The following is a 23,422-nucleotide window of genomic DNA, read 5'->3' as shown; positions in this document are numbered from 1 at the left end:
CGATCGCATCGCCTTTTGCTTGGAAAACTGACGCATCGATGCTCCGAATCTCAATCTGCTTGCGCGATCGCCTTTTGCCTACTGCCAACGCGCAGCCCATTCAGGAACAGCCCGGCGCACTCTCTAGCGTAAATGTCGCGGTCTGCTTCCGACGGCGGCGTCATGGCGGTGAAGAAGCGAACGGCGAAAGTCGCAAGCGTATAAAACATGCGCGTCGCCGACTGGCTGGGGCGGGGCAGGCCCAGCGCTTCCAGTTGCTGCTCCAGCGCCTCGCCCAGGCGGCGTACCCGGCCTTCATAGAATAGCTGGGCAAGGTCGGGGATGAAATCGGCTTCCACGATCAGCAGCCGGTGCATGCGGATATTTGCCAGTTCCAGATGACGGTCCAGCGCCTGACGCGCCAGAGCGACAAGCGCGATTTCCGGGTCCGTACTCGCGGGCAGCAGCTCGAACGGCTGATGACTGGCGGCAAAAATTTCGCGCTGAACGATGTAGCGCAGCAGATTTTCCTTGTTGCCGAACTGCCGGTAGATGGTCGCCTTGCTGACCCTTACCGCCGCCGAGATGCGGTCGATACTGGCGCGGCGATAGCCATATTCCAGAAATTCGCTCGTCGCTGCATCCAGCAGCGCCAACAGCTTTTCCGCAGGCAGCCGCAGCGCGGTGACGCCTTCGCGGGCGGGCGGCTCGATGGGCGTGGAGGGGGCCTTGTCCCCGGCCGCGTCCTGCACGCTGCGATATCCGTCCAGGAACATTCGCACGGCCTGATCCACAATGCGCTTCTGCGCGGCCTTGCCCGGCAACGCCTTGCCCAGAAAATAGCGCGCGCCTTCCACCGCCACGCCGCCGAAGCGGATAGCCATGGCGAGTGGATCGCACGGCACGATCACCGCGCCCTCGATCAACGCTTCAAGGTAAAAGGCAAGGGGTTGAGACGATGCCAGTCGCCTTTCGTGCAATTCCGCCGCCAATTCCGGCACATGGTTCGCCGCCTCGATATTGGCGCGGAACAGTCCGAAATTCACCGGTTCGGCGAAACCTTCGAACAGGCGCATGGCGTACCGGGTCAGCGTGTCCTCGGCATCCATGCCGTTGTCGATATTGGTCATGCTGAGCCACGCGCCGTTCAACTTGTTGCGGACGGCGGCCTCGAACAGGGCGAGCTTGTTGGGATAAAGCTCGTAAATGCTTTGCTTGCTCATGTGCGCGAAGGCGGCAATCCTGTCGACGCTCGCGCGTTCGAAGCCCTCGGACAGAAAGACTTCGCCGGCTGCGTCAAGGATTTGCGTCCTGCCGTCGCGCTCGGCGCTATCGGGATGAAGAGTGATTTCGACCATGCGGGATCATCTTAACGGCGGGAAAGGGCGCGACGTCAACGGGCAAAGCCGAAAAGCGGCTCCTGACGCCTGCGGTCGCGCGGGACTGCAGGCGTCAGGGGCTCGCCGTTCAGGGCGCTTCACCGCCAGCGCCCGGCTTGCCCACGGCGATGTCCACCTTCCTGATCCGGCCGGGGAAATGCTCGCCGACCGCATAGTCGGAAGTGACCGGCGTGTCGGCGTCAAAGCCGATGTCCAGCGTGTCGCTCATCTCCGGCAGTTTGGAAATGGTGCGCGCGATGCGGCCCCGTCCGATAATGTCGCCATTGGCGCTGATCGTCATCTCGCCGCCGGCATTGACGCCGCCATCATAGCGGAAGTCGAAGACGAGCCGCTGTTGCCCGGCTGCAAGCGGTTGCGCCGCCGCCACCTGCGACTGGTCGCCAGCCAGCTGCGATGCCGCCATCAGGGCAATGGGGCGACCGTCCTTCAGATAGAAGCTCCAACCGCCGAATTTGCTGCCCAGCGCCACGAGCGCGCCGGTTGCAGTTTCATTGGGCACGTCGATATCGGCCGTGATGCGGAAGCTGCGCGCCAGCAACGGCGCGGCGCTGACCGACGGGATGCTGATGCCCGCCCCCCAATAGCTGTAGGTCGATCGATGCGGCCGCTGGCTCTCCGCCGCCTGGAACCGCGCGAGCGTCAGCCGGTCGTCAAGCGGGAGAAGCCTGGTTCCGTTCCGCCTCCTTCTGAAAAAGCGCCTGCATTTCCTTCAGCTTCGCGCCCTGGCTCGCCGCGAGATCATGCGCCTGAGAGAAGTCCTTGCGCAGATCATACAGCTCCCACTTATATTGGCTCGGCAGGACCGAGCCGTCGCCGCGCTGCCACGGCAGATTGATGGGCGTGCTGCTCGCCAGCCAACCTTGATGGTAAATGGCGTGGTTGCCCATCATCTCGAAATATTGGGTGTCGTGCCGCTCGGGCGCTTTGGGCGCGTCGAAGCTGTAGGCGAAGCTGACGCCATCGATCCGCTGCTGAGCCACGCCATTGACGACATCAGGCGTCTTCAGACCGGCGACTTCCAATATCGTCGGCATCACATCGGTCACATGCGTGAATTGCGACCGGATTCCGCGCGCCTTGATATGATCGGGCCAGGACACGACCAGCCCGTTGCGGGTGCCGCCAAGATGAGAGGCATATTGCTTGAACCAGCGAAACGGCGCGTCCGTCGCCCAGGCCCAGCCATAACCCCAGTTGGCGACGGCATCTGGACTGCCGATCTTGTCGAGATTGGCGAGCAGCAGCCTATCATCCTCCTGCATGGCGTTGGCGAAGGCGGACATAGGGTTGGAGCTGCCATTTTCTCCCCCTTCGGCGGCAGCGCCATTGTCGCCTTCGATGAACATCACCAGCGTGTTGTTGCTTTCCCCCATGCGATCGAGTTCATCGAGGACGCGGCCGATCTGCGCATCCTGATAAGCGAGCATCGCCGCATAGACCTCCATGAAGCGCGCGTTGATCCGACGCTGCTCGGGGGTCAGATCGCTCCATGCCTTCAGGCCGTCGGGCCGGGCCGTGTCCTGCGTGGCGGAGGGTATGATGCCGAGCCGCTTCTGGCTGCGGACGGTTTCCGCCCGCACGGCGTCCCATCCCTTGTCGAACTGGCCCTTGAACTTCGCGATCCAATCCGCGGGGGCCTGAAGCGGCGCATGCGCTGAGCCCGTCGCATAATAGAGGAAGAAGGGCTTGTCTGGCGCGGACGCCTTCTGATTGTGGATCCATTGGATCGCCTCGTCGGCGAGCGCCTTGTCCAGCACCCCTTCCTTCAGCGTGGGTATGGGCGTGATGCCGCGATACAGGGCCGGGGTGAACTGGTTGGTCTCCGCCGACATGAAGCCGTAGAAATGTTCAAAGCCAAGCCCTGTTGGCCACATGTCGAACGGCCCTGCTGGCGACACATCAGCTTCCGGCGCATTATGATGCTTGCCGACCATGGCGGTATTATAGCCATTCTGCCGCAGCACCTCGGCCACTGTCGCCGCGCTTTTCGGCAATATGTTGGTATAACCCGGGAAGCCCGTGGACAGATTGGCGACGATGCCGTTGCCCACCGCATGATGGTTGCGCCCGGTCAGCAGCGAAGCGCGTGTGGGCGAACACATGGCCGTCGTGTGAAAGCGGTTATAGACAAGGCCGCGCGCCGCCAGCCGATCCAGATTGGGCGTCGGGATCGGCCCGCCAAAGGTGGATGCCGCGCCAAATCCCACATCGTCCGTCAGGATCAGCAGCACGTTGGGCGCTCCGGCGGGCGCGGTAACGGGCTTGGGAAAGGCGGGAGTGGAATCGGCATAGGTCTGCCCGATCTTCCCCGCGAACGGAGCAGCCGGGGCCGGCAATACCGTTTGCGCGGCAAGCGGCGACGCGCTCGCAAGCAAAGCTGCGGCAAGCATTTTTCTCATTTCAGAAATACCTCGATCTTGCGGACTTCGCCGTTGAATGAATGGCCGTTCGGGTAGTCGATCACCGTCGCCCCCGTGTCGTCGCCAATGTCGAAGGTCTCGCCGAGCCCGGCGGGGATCAGGAAGGTCCGCTCGATCCGCCCGCGCGCGACTTCGCTGCCGTTGACGCTGATGCGCATCAGCCCGCCGCGCCCGAAGCCGCCGCCGTCATAGTCGAACGCATAGCTGATTTTGGCCGGACCCGCCGGGATCGGTGTGGCCGCCGCGACGTCCCATTGATGGCTGGGCTGCTGTGTCAACGCCACGTGCGCTGCTGGTTTCCCATCCTTCAGGTAAAAGCTCCAGCCGCCGAACTTGCTGCCCTGCGCGACCAGCGGGCCGTTGCCGCCGCCCGAGGGCATGTCGATATCGGCGACGATCTCGAACGAACGCCCGCGGATCATGGGGGCCGCGCCTTCAGCTACGCTGATCCCCTTGCCCCAATAGGTGAAGCTCTTGCGGCGCGGCGCGAAGGCGATCTTCGAAGCGGAGGAACGGTCGAGCGATTGCCGCCCATCGAGCGGGAACACGTTGTTCTTTTGCGCCTCTGCCGTCCAGAGCGCCTGCAACTCCTTCAGCTTCTCCGGATAGCGCGCCGCCAGATCGCGGGACTGCACATAGTCCTTGTTCAGGTCATAAAGTTCCCATCTATAATCGAGGGGAGAACTGAGAACTTCGCCCATCTTCCATGGCATGCGGGCGGGCGTGGTGCTGGCCATCCAGCCCTTGTGATAGATGGCCCGCGTGCCGATCATCTCGAAATATTGGGTATCATGCCGCTCCGCAGCCTGGGGCGCATCGAAGCTATAGGCAAAGCTGACGCCGTCGATCCGCTGCTGCGCGATGCCATTGACGCTCTCGGGCGCCTTGATCCCCGCCACTTCCAAAATCGTCGGCATCACATCATTCACATGGGTGAATTGCGAACGGATGCCCCGCGCCTTGATATGATCGGGCCAGGACACGACCATGCCGTTGCGTGTTCCACCAAGGTGAGAGGCGATCTGCTTCATCCATGGGAAGGGTCCATTGGTCGCCCAGGCCCAGCCGACCGGAAAATGACCGTAACTGTCCTTGCCGCCCAGTTTGTCGATCATGCTGTTGAGCCAGGCCATGTCCTCTGTCGCGCCGTTGGCGAATGTGCCCAGCTCATTGGTGCTCCCCGCCATTCCGCCTTCGGATGACGCGCCATTGTCGCCTTCGATGAACATGACGAGCGTGTTGCCGCTCTCGCCCATGCGGTCCAACTCGTCCAGCAGGCGGCCGATCTGCGCGTCCTGATAGGCGAGCATGCCAGCATAGACTTCCATCATCCGCGCATAGACGCGCTTTTGGTCGGCGTTCAGCCTGTCCCAAGCGGGAATATCACCGATGCGCGGCGTGGCCTTGGTGCCTGGCGGAGCGATCTTCATCGCGATCTGGCGCTTCAAGGTTTCGGCGCGAACCGCGTCCCATCCCTGGTCGAATTGACCCCGGAACTTCGCGATCCAGTCGGCTGGCGCCTGATGCGGGGCGTGCGCGGTGCCGGGAGCATAATAGAGGAAGAAGGGCTTGTCGGGCGCCGCTGCCTTCTGCGCGTGGACATAGCCGATCGCCTCGTCCGCCAGATCACGGTCCAGGATGTAGGTCGGGTCCTTGTCATATTTCTGCTCGGCGGGCGCATTGCCGCGATAGAGCTTGGGCGTCCATTGTTCCGTGTCGCCGCCCAGGAAGCCGTAAAACTGCTCGAAGCCTAGCCCCGTCGGCCATTGATCGAAGGGGCCTGCGATGGAGCCTTCCTGCGCCGGGATATTATGATGTTTGCCGAACATCGCCGTGTTGTAGCCATTCTGGCGCAGCACCTCGGCGACCGTGACGGCGCTGCGCGGGATCATGGACCAATAGCCGGGATAGCCGGTGGCGATATCGCTGACTACGGCATTGCCTACCGCATGATGGTTGCGCCCGGTCAGCAGCGAAGCGCGCGTGGGTGAACACATGGCTGTCGTGTGAAAGCGGTTATAGACCAGGCCGCGCGCCGCCAGCCGATCCAGATTGGGCGTAGGTATCGGCCCGCCAAAGGTGGATGCCGCGCCAAAGCCCACATCGTCTGTCAGGATCAGCAGAACATTGGGTGCTCCCGCAGGCGCGGTCACCGGCTTGGGGAAGGCCGCGACCGAATCGGCATAGGTCTGCCCGATCTTGCCCGCAAATGGTTCGGGTGCGCGTGGTAGCACGGTTTGCGCCGCGATAGGCGCTGCACTAGCCAGCAGAACCGCCAGAAATCCCGCGCCAACTCTCATTTCCGAACGTCTTGGCATCGCTCATCCACTCCATCCTGTTTTGTATCTTGTACGGAATCGTTTCGTACAGTACAAGCGAGCAAACGACAAAATGAACGATAGGAGAGTATATGACCCGCGGGGTTTCGACCTGCTGCGCCGATCGACGGCGCATTCGACAATTGCCGCATGCGCCGGGAGCGTCGATCTGATGCGCATCCTGACAGCCCTGCTGCTGGCCGGCGCAGCCACCCCTGCGCTCGCTCATGCGCCAGACCTGAACGTGCCCTTTTCCGCGCCGTCCAATTACACCGCGCATGCCCGCCTGTTTCAGGAGCGCGTTACGCATGTAGGAAAGACGCCGGTCTGGCAGATCGAATTTCAGGGCATGAACATCGTCGTCGTCGAAGGCAGCGACGGGCTGATCCTCCTTGACACCGGCATGAACCGCGATGTCGCGACCGCCGCCCTTGCAAAGATAAGGGCGCAGATCTCGACCAAGCCGATCAAGGCGATCATCTACACGCACCATCATCCCGATCATGTGAATGGAGCAGGGGTCTTCGCAACCCCGGCCGACGTCGCCAGCGGCAAGGTGCCGATCTATGCCGCCTCCAATTTCCTGAAGGAATTGTCGGATGAAGGCGTTGCGACGCTGCCGATCGTCGCCACCCGCGCCGCTTATATGTTCGGCTTCAGCCTGACCGGGAAGGAGGCTGAGGATTTTCATGTCGGCTGCTGTGGCGGCTTGGGCGCGGCTGGAAAGAATGAGTCCGCCTATATCCCACCCACGCAGTTCGTCGATGTGGACGGCGCGCGCGACATCGAAATCGCTGGGGTTAAGCTGCACCTGTTCCATACCGGCGGGGAGGCAGCTTCGCATATCGCAGCATGGCTTCCCGACTATCAGGTGCTGATCTCGGGCGACGAGGTGCAGGGGCCGACTTTCCCCAACCTCCATTCGATGCGCGGCACCAAGATGCGCGACGCCAATCGCTGGATCGAGGCGCTGCGCCGGATGGAGCGCTATGACGCGGCCTGGATGGTGCCGATGCATGGGCCGGTCGTGGAGGGCGCGCCGCAGATCAAGGCTCTGCTGACCCGCTATGAGGATGCAATCCAATATACGCATGACCAGACGATCCGCCTGATCAACAAGGGCGTCACGGAGGATGAACTACCCGATGCATTGGGACCGTTGCCGCAATGGCTGCGTTCGGAACCCTATACGACCGAATATTATGGCACCGTCGCCGATGCCGCGCGCAGCTATTATGTCGGCTATATCAGCTGGTTCTCCGGCGATGCGACCGATCTTGCGCCCACTCCGCGTGTGGAGCGCGCGCGGCGAGAGGTGGCGCTGATGGGCGGGCGAGCGCCGGTCCTTGCCACTGCTAACCGCGCCTTTGCACAGGGCGACGCGCAATGGGCTGCGGAGCTGACGACGCTGCTCATCGCCATCGACCATCAGGATATGGACGCGCGTCGCCTGAAGGCCGCTGCTTTCCGCAAGCTGGGCTACGCCACCTATAACAGCAACCGGCGCGGCTTCTACCTGATGGGCGCGCTGGAGCTGGAAGGAAAGCTGCAGCAGGCGGGCCTCACCGCGCGCTACATGAACCCGGACAATATCCGTAAGATGCCGGTGGCGCTGATGCTCGAGCAGATCCGCTACAAGGTCGATCCGAAGCGGGCCGGGGCTGGCGACCATGCCGTCGCCTTGGCCATCGCTGGAGAAAGCGACCCATGGCTTCTCGAACTGCGTAACAGCACCTTGAAGTTTCGGCGGGGCCAGGCGGGGACCATGCCCGTCGTGAATCTGGAGTGCACTGCGCTGGGAGATCTAGTCTCCGGCAGCCAGTCCGTCGACGCGTTGGTGAAAACAGGCGCAATCTCCGGCGCAGGGTCGTCCGCGCTCGGGCAGATATTCGCCGCGCTCGACCTCACCGTCACCCCGATCAATCTCGTCATACGCTAACCAGTACGAAACAACATCGTACAACAGGGAGGAACTATCATGAACAACGCTATTTCACGCCACGCCCTGGCACTGTGCCTTTTCGCCTGCGCCTCACCCGCGCTCGCCCAGGAAGAGGATGGCGGGGGCATCCAGGAGATCGTCGTCACCGCCCAAAAGCGATCTGAATCCCTTCAGAAAACGCCCATATCGATGATGGCCATGACCGGCGCCGACATTGAAAAGAAGGGCATTGCCGACATCACCGACCTGCGCACGCTGGTCCCCAGCCTTGCCGTGACTCCCCATCCGAACAGCGCGACAACGGCTCGCGTTTTCATTCGCGGGATCGGCAATAATGACGACCAGATCACCGTGGACCCCAGCGTCGCAGTCTATCTGGATGGCATCTACATCGCCCGCAACCAGGGCCTCTCTGCCGAAGTTGCGGAGGTCGAGCGGATTGAAGTGCTGCGGGGGCCGCAGGGTTCGCTCTATGGCCGCAATGCGACGGGCGGCGCGATCAACTACATCACCCGCGCGCCTGAACTGGACGAGTTTTCCGCGAAGCAAACCCTCGCCGTCGGCAACTACAACCAGTTTCGGTCGCGCACCCGCGTAAACATCCCGGTGGGTGACAAGCTGGCGGTCGAACTGGGCTATCTGCACAGCCAGAAGGATGGCTTTGTCGATAATCCGGGCACCGGCGTCGACCGCTGGGGCGATCAGCGCCGCGACGCCTATCGCGCGGCCATTCTGTTCCAGCCGACCGATGCTCTGCAACTGCGCTACACCTATGACCGTTCCGACATCAACGACACACCCGTCTTCATGGCCGCGGCGCCCTTCTACCCGCGTAAGGCCGGCCGGCCAACGGCGGGGTCGCCCTTTGTGCGCAACCTCATGCCGAACGATGCCACGTCTCAAGGTCATAACCTCACCATCAGCTGGGAAGTGGCTGACGACGTCACCTTGAAATCGCTCACCGGCTATCGGAAGCTCTCCAGCGTCACCAATCAGAATTATCTGACCGGCGTCGTCGGCCCATTCCCGTTGATCCTGACTGGCTTTGATCAGCAGCAGGATCAATGGAGCGAGGAAGTGCAACTTGTCGGCTCTGCTCTCGATCGCCGGCTGGATTATGTCCTTGGCGCTTATTATTTCGACGAAAATGGCGAAAGCACCGATTATTCGGCGATAACGGGCCGTCCCCGCGTGGATCGCGTCGCGACGATTCACAACCGCGCCTATGCCCTCTACGGCCAGGCGACCTTGCGTCCCGCCTTCGTGGAAGGCTTGTACCTGACCGGTGGCCTGCGCTGGTCGCGTGACGAGCGTGAAGCAACGCTGGATCAGACGATCGTTCCCGCGGCAGGCGCGCCGACCGTGCTGCCTCATGGCGAGGGCAAGAATCATTTCTCCAACCTCAGCCCCAGCTTCGTCATCGGCTATAACGCCACCCCCAACCTCAACATCTACGCCAAATATGCGCGTGGCTATAAGACCGGCGGTTACAATATCCGCGCCAGCAGCATCACGCGCTTCAATGAAGGCTTTGGGCCGGAAACGCTCGATTCCTTCGAATTGGGCGTAAAAGCGAGCTGGCTCGACAATCATCTCCAGACAAACCTCGCCCTGTTCCGGTCGAACTACAAGGATATCCAGACCAATATCCAGTCGGACCCGACCAATGTCGCGATCACCGATGTGTTCAACGCAGGCAAGGCCCGGATACAGGGTTTCGAACTGGACCTGATCGCCAAGCCGGTCGATGCGCTGACGCTTTCAGTCAACTATGCCTATCTGGATGCCAAGTTCCAGCAGATCCTCGATCAAGCGGGCAACGACATCACGTCTCGCTATACTTTTGTCGAAGCGCCAAAACATACGCTGACGACTTCGCTGGAATATCGCTTCCCCGATACGCCCATCGGTATCCTCACGGCCAATGTCGACTATTTCCTCAAGAGCAAGGTTTCGACGTCCACAGCCGATCCGCGCTATGTAATCGGAGACTATGGCCTGCTCAACGCCCGCCTCACCCTTTCCGATATTCCGGTGGGCTTCGGCAACTGGCGTCTGTCGGCCTTTGGCAAGAATTTGACCGACAAGGAATATTATATCGCCCATTTCAACGGCGGCCTGCCAAGCGCGATCTTCGGCGATCCGCGCACTTATGGGCTTGAACTTACGTTTGAGTATTGAACGATGCCGCGGTGTCGAGACTGATTTTTTGGCTCGGCACCCGCAATCGTCGGATTATCGCTTCGGTCGATACTGCCACAAGCACTCAGATGATCAGGTGTCCGGCACCCAGCACCAGGTGTGACCTGATAACATTTGACGCAAGTTGTTTCTCTTTTACGCCGAACTCGCCTAGATCGCCGCCGAACGCAGCCGCGATGGTTGGCGATGGTCGCCACTGGAACTGCAGTCTTCACGAGGCGAGGGTGAGAGCCTATTTGCTCGTAAGCCAGTGCGATCGTGCCACGAGTGACTTGCACTGAAACCGTCTAAGCATCGAACGCGTGTAAGAGGTCCCTTGATGGGCCATCATCATGAAGGGACGGCGCAAGGTTGCTGCCGGTAGCAGCTCGTAAACATGCAGGCTGCAAGTTTTAACAGCCTACGAGGCGGTTTCTGCTTCCGCTAACCGCGGAACTTCCGATCTTTTGCCACGATTTTCCAAGGAGGATCTGTGCTTCATCTTCGTTCCTTTGTCGCTGCGGCGAAGCCTAAGCCCTTGATCACGGTGTCAAATTTCTGTTGTCAGGGCAGGCGGCGCGCACCGCCTCAAGCGACGAGCGCGGCGTGTGGAGCGATCGTTCGCCCGACCTTCGCCGATCCACGCAATGTCGTCCGGTGCACGACCCGGATGACGTCCAGCGGATGTCCTTCGGCGCGATGCATCAGCCGGTAATTGTCCCACAGGATGATGTCACCCTGGGCCCAATCATGTTCATAGATGAACCGCGGCTGGCATAGCTGGTCGATCAGGGTCTGGAGCAGTTCATCACTTTCCGCCTGATCCATGCCAACAATGGATTGCAGGTTCAGCGGGCAGATATTCATAATCGTGCGGCCGGTGTGCGGATGCTTCCAGACGAGCGGCCTTGCCTGTGGCGGATAATCGGGAAAGTTCATCTTCATTTCGCCGACGCGCGTGCCATTTTCATTGCCGAAGCGAACGCGGCTGAGGTCGGTGCAAAATTCGAAGCGTACTTCGAGGCCCTCGATACGGCGCTTGAGCGACTCATCGAGCGCGTCATAGGCCGCTGCGGTGTCGAGCCAGGCGGTGCGTCCGCCGATCGTCGCCTTCTCCATCATGTTGAGCAGCGCCCCGGCATTGGGCACTTCCTGAAAGGCAAGATCAGTATGCCAGGGTATCCGGCCATAGGTCGGTACGCCGTCAAACGCATAGACCGGCCCGCGCGGCCCACCCTTGTTGGTGAGGAGGATCAATTCGGGATGTTCGGGCAGGCGCAGGTCGGGAACGGGATGCGGTTCCAGTTCGCCAAAGCACCGGCTGAGGTTGAGCAGAAGTTCAGGCGCGACGCCGACGCCCCGGAACAGCAGAACGCCTTCTTCCCGCCACAGCGCAACAAGTTGCCGGGCTGTATCCTCATTGATCGCTCTGGAAGCATCTACGCCGATGACTTCCAACCCGATCGCGCCGAGCTTTTTTGTTTCGATCATTGCAAGCACCTCTTCTGATTCAGTCTGATCCCGTTTTGGCGACCGCCTGATGCAGGCGGGAGACCGCCGAACTGTTGTGATGGTGCTATTCTCAATCGGTGCTTCACGACTGTCATCATGCAAATGAATGATCGGCACGACGGCGCGAAAAACGGCGTGAAGACTGGCGATCATCCGTTTGGATGAAGGCGGGTACGCCCTCTGTTGTTAACATCAGTGGATAGGACAAGCAGCATGATCGCGCCGCAAAGACGGCGACGGCGAGGAGCAATGAAATGAGCGGCTTCGATATATTGATACGCAATGGCCTGGTGGTCGATGGCACGGGCAACGAAGCCCGGCGGGCCGATGTCGGGATCATCGGCGATCGCATCGCTGCGGTGGGCATGGATCTGGGCGATGCGGTCGAAGAGATTGACGCTACGGACATGATCGTGACGCCCGGCTTCGTCGATATTCATACCCATTATGATGGCCAGGTAACCTGGGATTCCCGGCTGCGCCCATCTACCGAGCATGGGGTGACCACGGTACTGATGGGCAATTGCGGCGTTGGCTTTGCCCCGTGCCGCGCGGAGCAGCGCGAGGGGCTCGTCCGGCTGATGGAGGGCGTGGAGGATATTCCGAACCCCGTGCTGACCGAGGGCCTGCCCTGGAATTGGGAGACATTCCCCGAATATCTCGACAGCATTGGCGACAAGGCATTCGACGCGGATGTCGCCGCGCTTATCCCGCACGCAGCGCTGCGCGTCTATGTGATGGGCAAGCGGGGCGAAGCGCGCGAGCCAGCGACGGCGGAGGACCGCTCCCGCATGGCCGCGCTGGTCAAGGACGGGATTGCGGCGGGCGCGATGGGCATCGGCACATCCCGCACGATGTTCCACCGTTCGATCGACGGCAATCTCATTCCCACGCTGACAGCTGGGGAAGCCGAGCTCCAGGCGCTGGCGGACGCCATGACGGCGGCGGGTGGCGGCACCTTCCAGTTCGTCAGCGATTTCGCCGATGAAGAGGCGGAATTCGACATGCTGACCCGCATTGCCGAAAAATCGGGTCGGCCGATCACTTTTCCCGTCAGCGGCACGGCGCAAGACCCGGAACGCAGCAGGTTGATGTCGCGCATCAGCGCCGCCAACGCAGCCGGTTGTCGCATCGGCGTACAGGTTCTGGGCCGAGCGACGGGCGCGGTGATGGGGCACCAACTCACCCTGCATCCCTTCTGTACCAGCCCCACCTACCGATCGCTCGCCAAGCTGCCGTTCGAAGCCAAGATCGCGGAGCTGCGGCGGCCGGAGGTGAGGGCTGCGATCCTCTCGGACCCGCTCACGCCCGACCCGGGCAATGCCTTGACCAACTTCGTCCATGACTTTGGCCGTATCTTCCCGCTTGCCGACACGCCGAATTACGAACCATCGCTGGATGAAAGCATGGCGGGGCGGGCAGAGGCGATGGGCATCACGCCAGCCGAGCTTGCTTACGACATGCTGTTGGAGCGGGATGGCAAGCGGCAACTGTACCTCACCATCTCCAACTATGCCGAAGGCAATCTGGATGGGATGGGGAAGATATTGATGCACCCTGACGCGGTGATGGGGTTGGGCGACGGGGGCGCGCATTATGGCGCGATCTGCGACGCGAGCTACTCGACGCACCTGCTGACCCATTGGGTGCGGGATCGCGCCTATGGGCGGGTGCCGCTGGAGCGCGCAGTCGTTGCGCTGACGCGCGGCCCGGCCTCGCTCATCGGCCTCAACGATCGCGGCGTGCTTGCGCCCGGATACCGGGCGGACATCAACGTCATCGACCTGAAATCGCTTCGCCTGCACGCGCCAGAGGTGACGTTCGATCTTCCGGCAGGCGGACGGCGGCTGACGCAGCGGGCCGATGGCTATCATGTCACCATGCTAGCGGGCGAGATCGTGCTGCGCGATGGGCAGCCTACCGGCGTGCTGCCGGGCCGCCTCGTGCGCGGGGGGCGTGCTGAGCCTGATTTAGGCTGAGGTCGCGGCCGAATTCAGCAGTGCCCGGATCAGGTCGCTTTGGCGATTGATGCCAGTCTTGAGGAAGATGCTTTGCAGCTGCGACCGCACGGTGTTGCGGCTGATGCCGAGTTCCATCGCCGCTTCCTCAAGGCTCGCGCCCTTTGCCAGCTTGCTCGCGAGCAGCGCCTCGGCAGCGCTGAGGCCAAAGAGGCGGGCGAGTGTTTCTGCTGGCCAGGCAGCCTGCGCTGCCGGATCACGCAGCACCAGGATGGCCGTCCGCCGGTTGGGCTGGCGCAGCGGGAAATAGCCGGGACCTGGCCGGACGATGATCGTCAGCGGCAAGTCATGGTCGCGGCGGGAAAAGGCCATGGGCACATAATTCTGCAAATCGGGCTCAGGCGCCTGGGCCAGCGCGCAACGCCTGATTTCGGCAAGCAGCGCGCGGGTTTCCTCTCCGCTTTCAGCTTGCAAGCGGCCGCCCACGACACGCAAGCCGCCGCCGGTCGCAAGCAGATGGTCCGCCACATCATTGGCCAGCATCAACTCCGCATCACTGCTTACGAGAGCAGCGCCGATGCGGCTGGTGTTGAGTGCAAGATCACTCAACATGCCGCGCCGCGCCAGATCCATGATCCGGTAGTAAATCTGCAAGCTGCGGCGCAAAGGTTCCGACAGGGACGCAAGCAGCTGTTCCTGCGGCGCGGAAAGGGGCGCGCTTTCACTCTGCCGCCACAATATGATCGTTGCACTTCGCTTCTGACTATCGGCGACGGGCAGGAGCGTGACATGCGCACCGCCAAGGGCCGGGAGGCTGTGCACGCCGCTGTTTGGTTCCAGCATTGTGGTTGCGAAGAACGCTTCGATCTCCGCTGCCACCGCATCATCTGAATAGGCGCCGACAGCGACCTCAACGCCGCATGCGCCCACCATTACCGCTGCATGTTCACAGCCGAAAACTTCACGCGCAGCATGCGTGAAGCTGACCCAGGCGGGGACCTCCGACGCACTAGCGTATAGCGCGTTCAGCAGCGTTTCGCGGGACTGCAATGTGCCAGCATCGGCAACTGGGAGGCGGCTGTTCGAGATAGCTTTGGCCTATGGGATCGGAGACCGGCTGATCCAAGGTTTAGCATCCTCATCATCCGGTGCAAGGGTAGGCGCGCGACAGGCTAGCCCGATTGTTCGAGAGCAGCTTTGGCGAGTCCCTCGTCGCTAATGGTCCATCCTGTGATCGACCAGTCACAGTTAATCACGGCCCAGGCGACGTTGGCAATGTGGACTTCCACACTTTGCAAAGCACATCAGATTAATGACCAGCGGCACTGTTGCCTGCGTTGCGAGCGGCGGAACGAGCCTGACCGCCAGCGAGTGGCCAGTTTCGGGGTGCTCAGCATGGACAAGCGGACAGTCCGCACCGGAGCAGCGAAATTTTTCTCCTAAACGGCAAAGAAGGGTCGAGTTTCCCATCACCATCACGACCGCGCTCGGCAAGACTTGCCCTCATATTCGAAATGATGTCGGCTGTATGCTCGACCATTCCACCGCAACACAGGGAAGCAAAAGCCCGGCCCGCCGACCAGCAGATCTGGATAGCCGGAAGCCCCCTTGGTGCGCAGGAACTTGGGTATGCCCAGAGACTCGATCAGGGTCTTCCCGCGTCTTCCAGGACCTCCACGATCAGCATGCGAACGGTCAGTTCGTCATCAATCACAAGCACTGTTTCGCCAGCACCGACCTCAGGAATTTCTTCCTGCATCTCGGCGACATCATCGACGAGCTCACCCAAGAAGCGCGGAAGGTACAGGCACATTGTGGTGCCATCCCCGGGTTCGCTGTACACCCGAACCTGCCCGCCAGACTGCGGCACGAAGCCGTGGGTCATGGAAAGATCCTAGCCTGTGCCCTGGCCGATTGGCTTGGTCGTAAAGAAGGGATCGAAGATGCGAGCGGCGATGTCTTTTGGAATTCCAGTACCAGTATCCGTGACGCAGACCGAGATACGTGGCTTACCTGGCGTTGGTAACAAGAGGTTTGGGATTGTCGGCGGATCGCGGAAGCATGTTTGGGGTTCGGCCTCGAGCGAACCAGAAGGACCAGAGGGTCAGACTTCCCAACAGCGTGAGAGCCAGACCGGCGAAGGTCATCACCAGCCGATAGGCCAAACCACCCACTTTAGCCGCGTGTAGTGGATAGAGCATATTATAGATTTTCACGACTACAGGCAGACGCGATGCGTCTCGCGCCGCGATCAGCCGGCCGCTGTCCGCCGCGAACCACAGGGTCGTGCGGCCGTTGGGTAGCCATTCTTCCGGCTTCTTCATGCGCAGGGTGATAAGGCCGCTCTTTTTGCGAGGCAGCGACAGGCTGCGCAGCTCCGCGTCGGGGAATCGCGTATGCGCCGTGGCGATCATTGCGCGCCAGTCGAGGTTTGAGCCTAGCGGTACAGCAGTGGCCTTGGGTGGCTTCAGGCTGGCATCGATCTGCGCGGGCGCGGAGGGGCCAAGGATCAGCGCCGCCATGGGACGGAAAACCAATATGGAGCCCGTCAGAAACGCCAATACCAGCAAGGGCGCAGCAATCACGCCCAGATCGCGATGCTGGCGCACGATTGCGGGGCGGCTGAGCCGCCTGGGGAAAAGGCGAAATTCGAAGGTCTTGCGCGTCCGGATCCACAGGATGACGCCCGATACCACGAAGAACATCCCCAGCAGCGCGGCGAGGCCGATGACCGTCTCGCCCACGTCGCCAGCGAAGAGATGGTGATGGAGGTCGAACAGCCAAAGTTCCGGCCGCTCCCACTGGCTGTCCCAGCGTGTCACCAGATCCCCTGCCTGAGTGACATAAGCGCCGGAATCGTCAGAGAAGCGCAGTCGGTCGAGGCCGAAATTCGGCCCGGCAAAGCTTATCATCTCCGGTCGGCAGGCGGGGTTGGCCATGACCCGCTCGACCGTCCGGGCGATGACCGCGCCGTCCTGCACCAGTACATCGGATGCATGGGGGAGCATCACCCAGGCATCCTTGTGCACCAGCAGCGCGCCCGACAGTCCCAGCACCGCCAGTACCAGGCCGATCAACCCGCCGATCCAGCGGTGCAGGATGTCGAGGATCTTCAAAAATTATAATCCCAACTCAGTGTTAAGCTGCGCCCTCGTCCCGCGAAATAAGCGAGATTGTCGGACGGCAGCCGCGTGTCGCTGCTGTAATCGATGTAGAATTTATCGAACAGGTTCTGCACACTCAGCCGGACGCCGCCGAAACCGGTCTGGTAACGAATGCTGGCATCGGTAACGGCGTAGCCGCCGAAGTTGTTGCGCGGATCGGGCTGCGTCACACCAGCGTCGGCATGGAAGCTGCGCGAGAGATAATATTGCGTCTGGAGGATCGCTGAAACTGGACCACGATTATAGGTCGCGGACAGGTTTACGCGATCAGGTGAGATATTGACGCCGTCCAGATCGGTATCGACCGCACCATCGGCATTGCTGTCATAGCGGCCCTCGATATGGGCATAGCCGATGCCGAGCTTCACGCCCGAGATCGGTGTTTGGCTGCGCAGATTGACTTCAATCCCTTCGATCTCGATGCGCTGCCGCTGGACGTCGAAATTGCGGCCGGTGCCAGGCACGAGCAATTGGCCCTTATCGCTGGATGACCAGAAATAGGTGGCTGACCCGTCGAACGGTCCGCGCTTCACTTCAACACCGATCTCGCGATTGTTGGAGACGATTGGCTCGATCGCAAGATAGCTGTCGATGTCGATGCCGGTCAGATTGATCGAGCGCGTGATCCGCCCGACATCAGGTGCTGTGTAGCCCTCGGCATAGCTGGCGTAGGCGCGGATTCCGTCCCACGGTTCGAGGATGACACCCCCGTTCAGCAGCAGGTCGTCGAACTTGGGCTTGCCGCCTGCGACATCGACGCCGCCCCAATAGCGCTGCCCGGCGGGGAGCGTCTGGGTGGTCTGGGCGAGGGTGTGGAAATCATCGATCTTGATCTGCACATTTTCCCAGCGCGCGCCGCCCGCGATGCGGACCAGTCCGTCGAACAGCTTGAGGTTGGTCTGCACGAAGGGGGCGAGACTGCGGAACTCGGCGGGCGGCACCCAGACGCGGTTGGTAGCGATCAATTGCTGCTGGGTCTTGTCCCACAGCGCATCGAAGCCGAGGGTAGCGGTCAGAGCCTCTAACCCCGGCACGGCGCGCTCATAGCTGAACTTGGCGCCCATTTTGCGGGAGCGGTTCTGCGACTGATCGAACAGATCGCCGACCGGCGCGATGCTCGGGTCCTGGAAGGAGGCGATATATTTGCCGGTGGCATCGCGGTTTTCGCCGCCAAAGGTATCGCGGGAGCGGTTGAAGAAAAGCTGGCTGATGAAATTGCCGCCCCAAAGCGCGCTGTCGGTGTAGGACAAGGCGATGCTTTCGGTGCGGTTGGCCGCTGGATCGCCGGGAGAAGCCCCGCGTGTGGCGCTGGTCGGCAAGCCCACCGGGCGGTTGCCGAGGACCGCAATGTAATCGCCGTCGCTCTTCAGCTCGAAGCGACTGGCGATGAGGTCGATGCGGCCGGTCGCTGATACGGCATAGCCCAACCGCGCGAAGACATTCGTCGCCTGCGAATCCTGCGTTTCGCCCTGCGTCAGGTTTAGGCCGACGCGGCGGTCCTGCCCGTCGTAGAAGACGCCACGCTTTTCGTAGGTCGCGCCGACTGTCGCGTCGAAATCGCCCGCCTTATACTGGAACAGGCCGCCCGCCTTGCCGCCCATGCCGTTGGAGTGGAACTTGTTGTCCGCCGTCCCTTGCAGCAGCACCCGGCCGCTGAGGCCTTCCTGTTTGGGCGCGCCGACCGTAACCTGATTGACGATACCGCCGGTGCCGCCAATCCCCTGCAGCGCGTTGGAGCCGTAGATCAGTTCGACGCGGTCCACGAAGAAACCGTCAATGGTAAAGCCATCGCGCCCGCCGTCGCGTAGCGGCGTCGATTGCGGGATGCCGTTGATCGCGTAAAGCGGCGATCGGCCGCGCAATGTCTCGCCCGCGCCGGACAGCTTCTGGCGCGTGGGGGAGAAGGAAGGAGTGAGCGTCGCCACAGCGTCGGTGACCGAACCGGAAATGGCGATCTGCTGGTCGAGTATTTCTTTATCGATCACGTCGATCGTCAGCGGCAGGGCGTTGACAGGCAGGATGCTGCGCGCGGCGGTGACGATAATCGGGGCAGCCGCCTCGCCGTCCGACCCGGCTGGCGATTGCGCGAATGCCGAGCCCGTGACCACAAGCGCACAGGTTGTCAGAAGAGCGTGAATGGTCTTTTGCATCGAGTTCCCCGTTTTCCTGGCGCTCGCTACTGAATGTTTGATACTAATGCAAGTCAGTCGCATTTAGTGAGGTAGGTTGGGCGCGATGCGCCGATCCGTGCGCGATGCTTGATATGCGTCGGCGAACTCTGAATATTTATGCCGACTCAAATCATATTTGTGTGTCATTGTTTGTCGCGATGACGGCGGCATCCCGCTAAAGCCCGGCGGCCGAGCGGCGGATTCCGAGAGAGGACGATATGGCGGTTACCATCACTGCGTTCGACTGGGTGCCCGATTTCGCGAAAGGGCAAGTCCGCGACCTGCGTGTACGGTGGGCGCTGGAGGAAGTCGGCGAGGAATATCATGTCCGCTATCTGCGCCAGGGCGAACAGAAGGAAGCCGGGCACCGCAGACGTCAACCTTATGGACAGGTTCCGACCCTGGAGGAGGATGACCTCACGCTGTTCGAGAGCGGCGCGATCGTCCACCACATTGCGAGCACACGTGATGGCCTTTTTCCCGCCGACGCCGCCGGCCGAGCCCGGGCAACGGAATGGATGTTTGCTGCGCTCAATACGGTCGAGCCGTTGATCATGGACCTGTCCATCATCGACCTGTTCGAAGCCGACAAACCCTGGTCCAGACCGCGCCGCCCGGCCGTCGAGACCCGCATCCGGGAGCGGTTGCAGGAAACCGCTGACCGACTGGGCGATGAAGAATGGTTTGACGGGGCTTTCACGGCAGGCGACCTGATGATGATCTCGGTGCTTCGTATCATCGAGCATGATCCGCTGCTGACCGAACAGGCAAAGCTGGTGGATTATGTGAAGCGCGGCACGGCACGCCCGGCGTTTCAGCGAGCGCTCGCGAGCCAGTTCGAGGGCTTCACCGGCTCTCCCCCTGCGGCCTATGACGAATGGAGGGAAAATATGAAAAACATGCCGGACCAATCGGCATGACCCGACCTGTACTCACCGCCTACAATTGGGCGCCCGACGAAGGGCGCGGCCTTGTACGCGACATGCGGGTCCGCTGGGCTTTGGAGGAAGTCGGCCAGCCCTATGACGTGCGCTATCTGAACTGGGGTGAGCAAAAGGATCCGGAGCATCGTGCCCGCAACCCGTTCGGACAGGTGCCCGCCTATGAAGAGGGCGACGTCGTTCAATTCGAATCTGGTGCAATCGTTCTGCACATCGCGCAGCGCTGGCCGGGCCTGCTGCCCGACGATCCGGCCGATCGGGCAGGCGCGATTGACTGGATTTTCGCAGCGCTCAATACCGTCGAGCCAGTAGTATGGGATCAGGTGATCGCTCGCATTATAGACGCGAAGCAAAGCTGGGCTGAAGATCGCTGGCCAAGCGTGCTGCAACGGTTGAAGGTGCGTCTTGGCGAACTCGCTGCCGCGCTGGGTGATCGGGACTGGCTGTATGGCGATTTTAGCGCGGGCGATCTGCTCATGGTTCAGGTCCTGCGTCATGTCGATGGCGCGATCCTCGCAAATTATCCTACGCTCGGAGCCTATGTGGCGCGGGGCATGGCACGCCCGGCATTCAAGCGGGCGCTGGATGCCCTGCAAGCGGGCCAGACCGGCAAGAAACCAGCCGATTGGCCGCATTGATGGGAGCCCCGGTCACAAGCGCACAGCAGCATCAGCACGCTCAGTGCGAAGGCCAATCTCGCCACATCATCTCTTCACCATCATCGTTCCGAAGCGAACATCCGAGCGCAAGATGAAGGAATGCTGACGCTGTGCCGCGCGGACATGACCGTCGTGAACCCGCCGCCCCTTATCCTCGCTTCCGCCGAGACCGGACTTGCCGCCCTCTGTTCCCCAATCCGGCGAGCAGCAGCCCATAAAAGGCCGTGTCTGCTACGAACGGCCAGAACCGAAAATCATCCTCTACAACGCCTATACTGTTCTCGACCGAGATACCCGGCCGGTCGAACAGATAGGGTGCTGGCCACCCGGCGTTGAGCACTGGCTGTGGGCAATAGATGTCAAACCCGTCCTTTGACTTGCCCAGCGCACAGAAGACCCCCTGATCAGGCCCATGCCGATGGATTGCAGCGGGCCCGCCTGCAAGCAGGAGCGACCCGGCGATCATCGCGGGCCAGGCCGTCAGCTTCACGCCTAGGGTCGAAGCGCGAACTGGATGGAGACGGTTGCGCCGAGCATCAACTCGCCCGGTGCCACTGGACTTGGCGGCGGCGGCGCGGGGGGCGCTCCTGCCATGCGGCCCGTGACAATGATCGGCTGGGGATAATAGCCTCCGCCCTCGCTGATCGACAGGATGCGGGAAATGCGCAACCCCGCCGCCCGCGCGTAAAGCTCGGCGCGAGACCGGGCCTCGCGCACCGCCGCCGTCCGCGCTTCGTCGAGCGCGGCCTTGGGCTCGTCCAGCGTGAAGGACGGGCCGTCTACCTGATTGGCGCCAGCCTGGACCAGAGTGTCGATGATCCGCCCCATTTCACCCAGCTTGCGGACGCGCACCTGCACATTGTTGCGCGCTTCATAGCCGATGATCCGGGGCGCCTGGGGCTGTGCCGGCGCGACATAGGGCTCGCGCGTCATTCTTGCCCGGATTTGGGCCTCCTGATCCGGACTGGAATATTGCGGCTGCAGGGAAAGCGCCGATGTCTGGATGTCGCGATCCGCAATGCTGGCACGTTTCAAGGCTTTGACCACCTCATCCATCCGCATTGCGTTGACACTGAGCGCGTCGCCGCCCGTCTTGCCCTGGGTAACAACGCCAGCTGAGAAGACGGCCACATCAGGCACTCGGCGGCTCTGTCCTTCTCCGCTCACCACCAGCAAGGTTTCCTCAGGGGCGAGCACCGGGTTTGCAGCAGGCAACTGCGCCTGCCCGGCGGATGTGGCGCTCGCTGCGATCGCCAGAAAGACGCACCATTTCATCAGCCTCTCTCCTTGTTGTGTCAGCGTAACGTTGCCACGCTGCTCTGGTTTCATCGCAGCAGGAACGATCTTGCTGGCGCCTTTGGATGATCGGCATACATTGCCTGGCCGACCTGCTGCCGTGCGCCGACGGTGTCGCAATCAGCCTCGGCAACTTCGTCGGCTCCCTGGCGTTCCATGACCAGGAGGCGCGATGAGAACAAAGTACGACGGTTCCGGGAGTTGGTTCACCCTGTTTGCCCGGCTGGGTTTTGCGGCGCGCGGCCTCGTTTATCTTCTGATTGGCGTATTCGCCATGGACGTCGCATTCGATGGGGGGCAGCCAAGTGACAATCAGGGCGTCCTGGGTACGCTTGCCGATGCGCCGCTTGGTCGCTTGCTCCTCGCTCTTTGCGCTCTTGGCTTTGCTGGCTATGCCTTCTGGCGTCTGACCGAGGCCATCCTCGATCCCGAAATGCGATCGCGCGATCTCAAGGGAAAGTTCGAAAGACTTGGCTATGCCTTGAGCGGCATTGTCCACGCTGGTCTTGCGGTGACGGCAGCACGCCTGGCGTTGCGAAAAGCCCCCGCATCCTTAGGCAGCCCGGGCGACGAAGCCGCTCAAAGCTGGTCCGGCTGGCTGTTGGAGCAGCCCGCAGGTCCGCTGCTGGTGGCCTTCGTGGCACTTTCCCTCCTTGCCGTCGCGGTGGCTCAGGGCGTCAAGGCGTATCAGGCGAATTTCGACGAACTGGACGGCGATGTGCCTGCCCCCCGTCAGGTTCGTTGGATCGGACAAGCAGGTTATGCCGCGCGGGCGCTGGTCTTTGCTATGATCGCATGGTTCCTGATTAACGTACTGCTCAACCGCGATCCACAAGAGGCAGGCGGTCTTGGCGCGGCGCTCCGGGAACTGCGTGAGCAGGATCATGGGCCATCACTTTTGCTGATAGTTGCGACCGGCCTGGCGCTGTTCGGCATCTTCAGCTTCGTGGAGGCGAGATATCGCCGTCTCAAGGTCGTTACGCCGAATTTGTAAGGATTGTTCACGCCTCCCGATCTGCCTCTGGGATCCGACATTGGGTTGAGGGGTTATGGCCTGGATGGAAAATGAGAGAGACGACATGCATCGCACAATTATCTTCGCCTGCGCCGCGAGCCTCAGCCTGGCTTTGGCAGCCTGTGGCGGCAAAGGAGACGACAAGTTGGGCGAACAGGCGCAGGAGGCGATGGAAAACAGGGCGGACAGGATGGACGCCATGGCCGACAATATGACCGGAACGGCCGAGGACATGATGCAGGCCAAGGCTGACGCCACGCGGGAACAAGGCGAAGCCAAGGAAGAAGCGATCGACGAGTCCGACATCAATGCGGACGCGCTCTCCGCTGACCAGCGCGACAAGATTGTGAACGGAAATTGAGCTGAACTACCGGGCAGCTTCTCGATCGCGTCTGCCAAGCGCTGATCGTCGGCGGTCGAGCAGGAAAACCCGACCGTCCGCAGCTGGGTGCCAGAAATTAGCTGC

General features: G+C 61.7%; 19 protein-coding genes. 7 read left to right on the top strand and 12 right to left on the bottom strand.

Translation table 11 applies throughout. From position 1 onward, the window contains the following. Positions 1-50: 50 nt before the first annotated feature. The 4 genes from ACWNC0_RS17480 to ACWNC0_RS17465 all read right to left on the bottom strand — a co-directional run bounded on the left by ACWNC0_RS17480 (position 51) and on the right by ACWNC0_RS17465 (position 6,117). Positions 51-1,337 (bottom strand): TetR/AcrR family transcriptional regulator, encoded by a 1,287-nt coding sequence (locus ACWNC0_RS17480; RefSeq protein ID WP_449473437.1) that lies wholly within the window; start codon positions 1,335-1,337, stop codon positions 51-53. A 109-nt stretch (positions 1,338-1,446) separates the two neighbouring features. Next, positions 1,447-1,917, bottom strand: a complete 471-nt coding sequence (locus ACWNC0_RS17475) for a hypothetical protein (RefSeq protein ID WP_449473436.1) — start codon at positions 1,915-1,917, stop codon at positions 1,447-1,449. A 112-nt stretch (positions 1,918-2,029) separates the two neighbouring features. Next, on the bottom strand, positions 2,030-3,769 hold the full coding sequence (locus tag ACWNC0_RS17470; protein ID WP_449473434.1) for an arylsulfatase: 1,740 nt from the start codon (positions 3,767-3,769) through the stop codon (positions 2,030-2,032). A 5-nt stretch (positions 3,770-3,774) separates the two neighbouring features. After that, complete coding sequence (locus ACWNC0_RS17465; RefSeq protein WP_449473432.1) at positions 3,775-6,117, bottom strand: arylsulfatase; 2,343 nt, start codon at positions 6,115-6,117, stop codon at positions 3,775-3,777. A 172-nt stretch (positions 6,118-6,289) separates the two neighbouring features. Here ACWNC0_RS17465 and ACWNC0_RS17460 point away from each other — a divergent pair, with 172 nt between their 5' ends. After that, positions 6,290-8,056 carry an alkyl sulfatase dimerization domain-containing protein gene (locus tag ACWNC0_RS17460; protein ID WP_449473431.1) on the top strand — a complete coding sequence of 589 codons (1,767 nt, stop codon included), beginning with the start codon at positions 6,290-6,292 and terminating at the stop codon, positions 8,054-8,056. 39 nt (positions 8,057-8,095) lie between these two features. Continuing rightward, positions 8,096-10,240, top strand: coding sequence for a TonB-dependent receptor (locus tag ACWNC0_RS17455; RefSeq protein ID WP_449473429.1), 2,145 nt, complete (start codon positions 8,096-8,098; stop codon positions 10,238-10,240). Between the two features lie 588 nt (positions 10,241-10,828). On the opposite strand, the gene ACWNC0_RS17450 is transcribed toward ACWNC0_RS17455, so the two are convergent. Continuing rightward, entirely contained in the window at positions 10,829-11,731 is a 903-nt protein-coding gene (locus tag ACWNC0_RS17450; RefSeq protein WP_449473427.1) for a TauD/TfdA dioxygenase family protein, read from the bottom strand. A gap of 275 nt (positions 11,732-12,006) precedes the next feature. On the opposite strand from ACWNC0_RS17450, the gene ACWNC0_RS17445 reads away from it, so the two are divergent. After that, positions 12,007-13,731: an N-acyl-D-amino-acid deacylase family protein gene (locus ACWNC0_RS17445; protein WP_449473425.1), complete on the top strand. Its 1,725-nt coding sequence runs from the start codon at positions 12,007-12,009 to the stop codon at positions 13,729-13,731. Here the strand turns inward: ACWNC0_RS17445 and ACWNC0_RS17440 are convergent. From ACWNC0_RS17440 to ACWNC0_RS17420, 5 genes are all read right to left on the bottom strand, one after another. Continuing rightward, entirely contained in the window at positions 13,723-14,760 is a 1,038-nt protein-coding gene (locus ACWNC0_RS17440; RefSeq protein WP_449473423.1) for a helix-turn-helix transcriptional regulator, read from the bottom strand. The genes ACWNC0_RS17445 and ACWNC0_RS17440 overlap by 9 nt on opposite strands. A gap of 595 nt (positions 14,761-15,355) precedes the next feature. After that, positions 15,356-15,595 (bottom strand): hypothetical protein, encoded by a 240-nt coding sequence (locus ACWNC0_RS17435; RefSeq protein ID WP_449473421.1) that lies wholly within the window; start codon positions 15,593-15,595, stop codon positions 15,356-15,358. 9 nt (positions 15,596-15,604) lie between these two features. Then, positions 15,605-15,739, bottom strand: a complete 135-nt coding sequence (locus ACWNC0_RS17430; protein ID WP_449473419.1) for an ATP-binding protein — start codon at positions 15,737-15,739, stop codon at positions 15,605-15,607. Continuing rightward, complete coding sequence (locus ACWNC0_RS17425; RefSeq protein ID WP_449473417.1) at positions 15,720-16,826, bottom strand: PepSY-associated TM helix domain-containing protein; 1,107 nt, start codon at positions 16,824-16,826, stop codon at positions 15,720-15,722. The genes ACWNC0_RS17430 and ACWNC0_RS17425 overlap by 20 nt, the downstream gene beginning before the upstream one ends. Then, the gene (locus tag ACWNC0_RS17420; RefSeq protein WP_449473415.1) at positions 16,823-19,024 is read right to left on the bottom strand and encodes a TonB-dependent receptor; all 2,202 of its coding nucleotides are present in this window, start codon (positions 19,022-19,024) and stop codon (positions 16,823-16,825) included. Before ACWNC0_RS17420 ends, ACWNC0_RS17425 begins: the two co-directional genes overlap by 4 nt. 239 nt (positions 19,025-19,263) lie before the next feature. Here ACWNC0_RS17420 and ACWNC0_RS17415 point away from each other — a divergent pair, with 239 nt between their 5' ends. Both ACWNC0_RS17415 and ACWNC0_RS17410 read left to right on the top strand, forming a co-directional pair. Next, a complete protein-coding gene (locus tag ACWNC0_RS17415; protein ID WP_449473413.1) occupies positions 19,264-19,965 on the top strand; it encodes a glutathione S-transferase family protein in 702 nt (233 codons plus the stop codon). Then, complete coding sequence (locus ACWNC0_RS17410) at positions 19,962-20,624, top strand: glutathione S-transferase family protein (protein ID WP_449473411.1); 663 nt, start codon at positions 19,962-19,964, stop codon at positions 20,622-20,624. Before ACWNC0_RS17415 ends, ACWNC0_RS17410 begins: the two co-directional genes overlap by 4 nt. 169 nt (positions 20,625-20,793) lie before the next feature. Here ACWNC0_RS17410 and ACWNC0_RS17405 read toward each other — a convergent pair whose 3' ends face one another. Beyond that, positions 20,794-21,135 (bottom strand): hypothetical protein, encoded by a 342-nt coding sequence (locus ACWNC0_RS17405; RefSeq protein WP_449473410.1) that lies wholly within the window; start codon positions 21,133-21,135, stop codon positions 20,794-20,796. 2 nt (positions 21,136-21,137) lie between these two features. After that, positions 21,138-21,920: an SIMPL domain-containing protein gene (locus tag ACWNC0_RS17400; protein ID WP_449473409.1), complete on the bottom strand. Its 783-nt coding sequence runs from the start codon at positions 21,918-21,920 to the stop codon at positions 21,138-21,140. A 193-nt stretch (positions 21,921-22,113) separates the two neighbouring features. On the opposite strand from ACWNC0_RS17400, the gene ACWNC0_RS17395 reads away from it, so the two are divergent. Together ACWNC0_RS17395 and ACWNC0_RS17390 are read left to right on the top strand one after the other, a co-directional pair. Further along, complete coding sequence (locus tag ACWNC0_RS17395; protein ID WP_449473408.1) at positions 22,114-22,935, top strand: DUF1206 domain-containing protein; 822 nt, start codon at positions 22,114-22,116, stop codon at positions 22,933-22,935. A gap of 85 nt (positions 22,936-23,020) precedes the next feature. Beyond that, positions 23,021-23,317: a hypothetical protein gene (locus tag ACWNC0_RS17390; protein ID WP_449473406.1), complete on the top strand. Its 297-nt coding sequence runs from the start codon at positions 23,021-23,023 to the stop codon at positions 23,315-23,317. Positions 23,318-23,422 lie beyond the last annotated feature (105 nt).

This window comes from Sphingobium chungangianum (genome assembly GCF_977014255.1).
The sequence above is the reverse complement of the archived record's forward strand: the minus strand, read 5'-3'. Positions and strand labels throughout refer to the sequence as shown.

What these genes read in the sequence shown, in the direction of transcription:
- ACWNC0_RS17480 (WP_449473437.1), bottom strand. Translation starts at nt 1,337, where the DNA reads ATGGTCGAAATCACTCTTCATCCCGATAGCGCCGAGCGCGACGGCAGG.
- ACWNC0_RS17470 (WP_449473434.1), bottom strand. Translation starts at nt 3,769, where the DNA reads ATGCTTGCCGCAGCTTTGCTTGCGAGCGCGTCGCCGCTTGCCGCGCAA.
- ACWNC0_RS17465 (WP_449473432.1), bottom strand. Translation starts at nt 6,117, where the DNA reads ATGCCAAGACGTTCGGAAATGAGAGTTGGCGCGGGATTTCTGGCGGTT.
- ACWNC0_RS17460 (WP_449473431.1), top strand. Translation starts at nt 6,290, where the DNA reads ATGCGCATCCTGACAGCCCTGCTGCTGGCCGGCGCAGCCACCCCTGCG.
- ACWNC0_RS17455 (WP_449473429.1), top strand. Translation starts at nt 8,096, where the DNA reads ATGAACAACGCTATTTCACGCCACGCCCTGGCACTGTGCCTTTTCGCC.
- ACWNC0_RS17450 (WP_449473427.1), bottom strand. Translation starts at nt 11,731, where the DNA reads ATGATCGAAACAAAAAAGCTCGGCGCGATCGGGTTGGAAGTCATCGGC.
- ACWNC0_RS17445 (WP_449473425.1), top strand. Translation starts at nt 12,007, where the DNA reads ATGAGCGGCTTCGATATATTGATACGCAATGGCCTGGTGGTCGATGGC.
- ACWNC0_RS17435 (WP_449473421.1), bottom strand. Translation starts at nt 15,595, where the DNA reads ATGACCCACGGCTTCGTGCCGCAGTCTGGCGGGCAGGTTCGGGTGTAC.
- ACWNC0_RS17420 (WP_449473415.1), bottom strand. Translation starts at nt 19,024, where the DNA reads ATGCAAAAGACCATTCACGCTCTTCTGACAACCTGTGCGCTTGTGGTC.
- ACWNC0_RS17415 (WP_449473413.1), top strand. Translation starts at nt 19,264, where the DNA reads ATGGCGGTTACCATCACTGCGTTCGACTGGGTGCCCGATTTCGCGAAA.
- ACWNC0_RS17410 (WP_449473411.1), top strand. Translation starts at nt 19,962, where the DNA reads ATGACCCGACCTGTACTCACCGCCTACAATTGGGCGCCCGACGAAGGG.
- ACWNC0_RS17400 (WP_449473409.1), bottom strand. Translation starts at nt 21,920, where the DNA reads ATGAAATGGTGCGTCTTTCTGGCGATCGCAGCGAGCGCCACATCCGCC.
- ACWNC0_RS17395 (WP_449473408.1), top strand. Translation starts at nt 22,114, where the DNA reads ATGAGAACAAAGTACGACGGTTCCGGGAGTTGGTTCACCCTGTTTGCC.
- ACWNC0_RS17390 (WP_449473406.1), top strand. Translation starts at nt 23,021, where the DNA reads ATGCATCGCACAATTATCTTCGCCTGCGCCGCGAGCCTCAGCCTGGCT.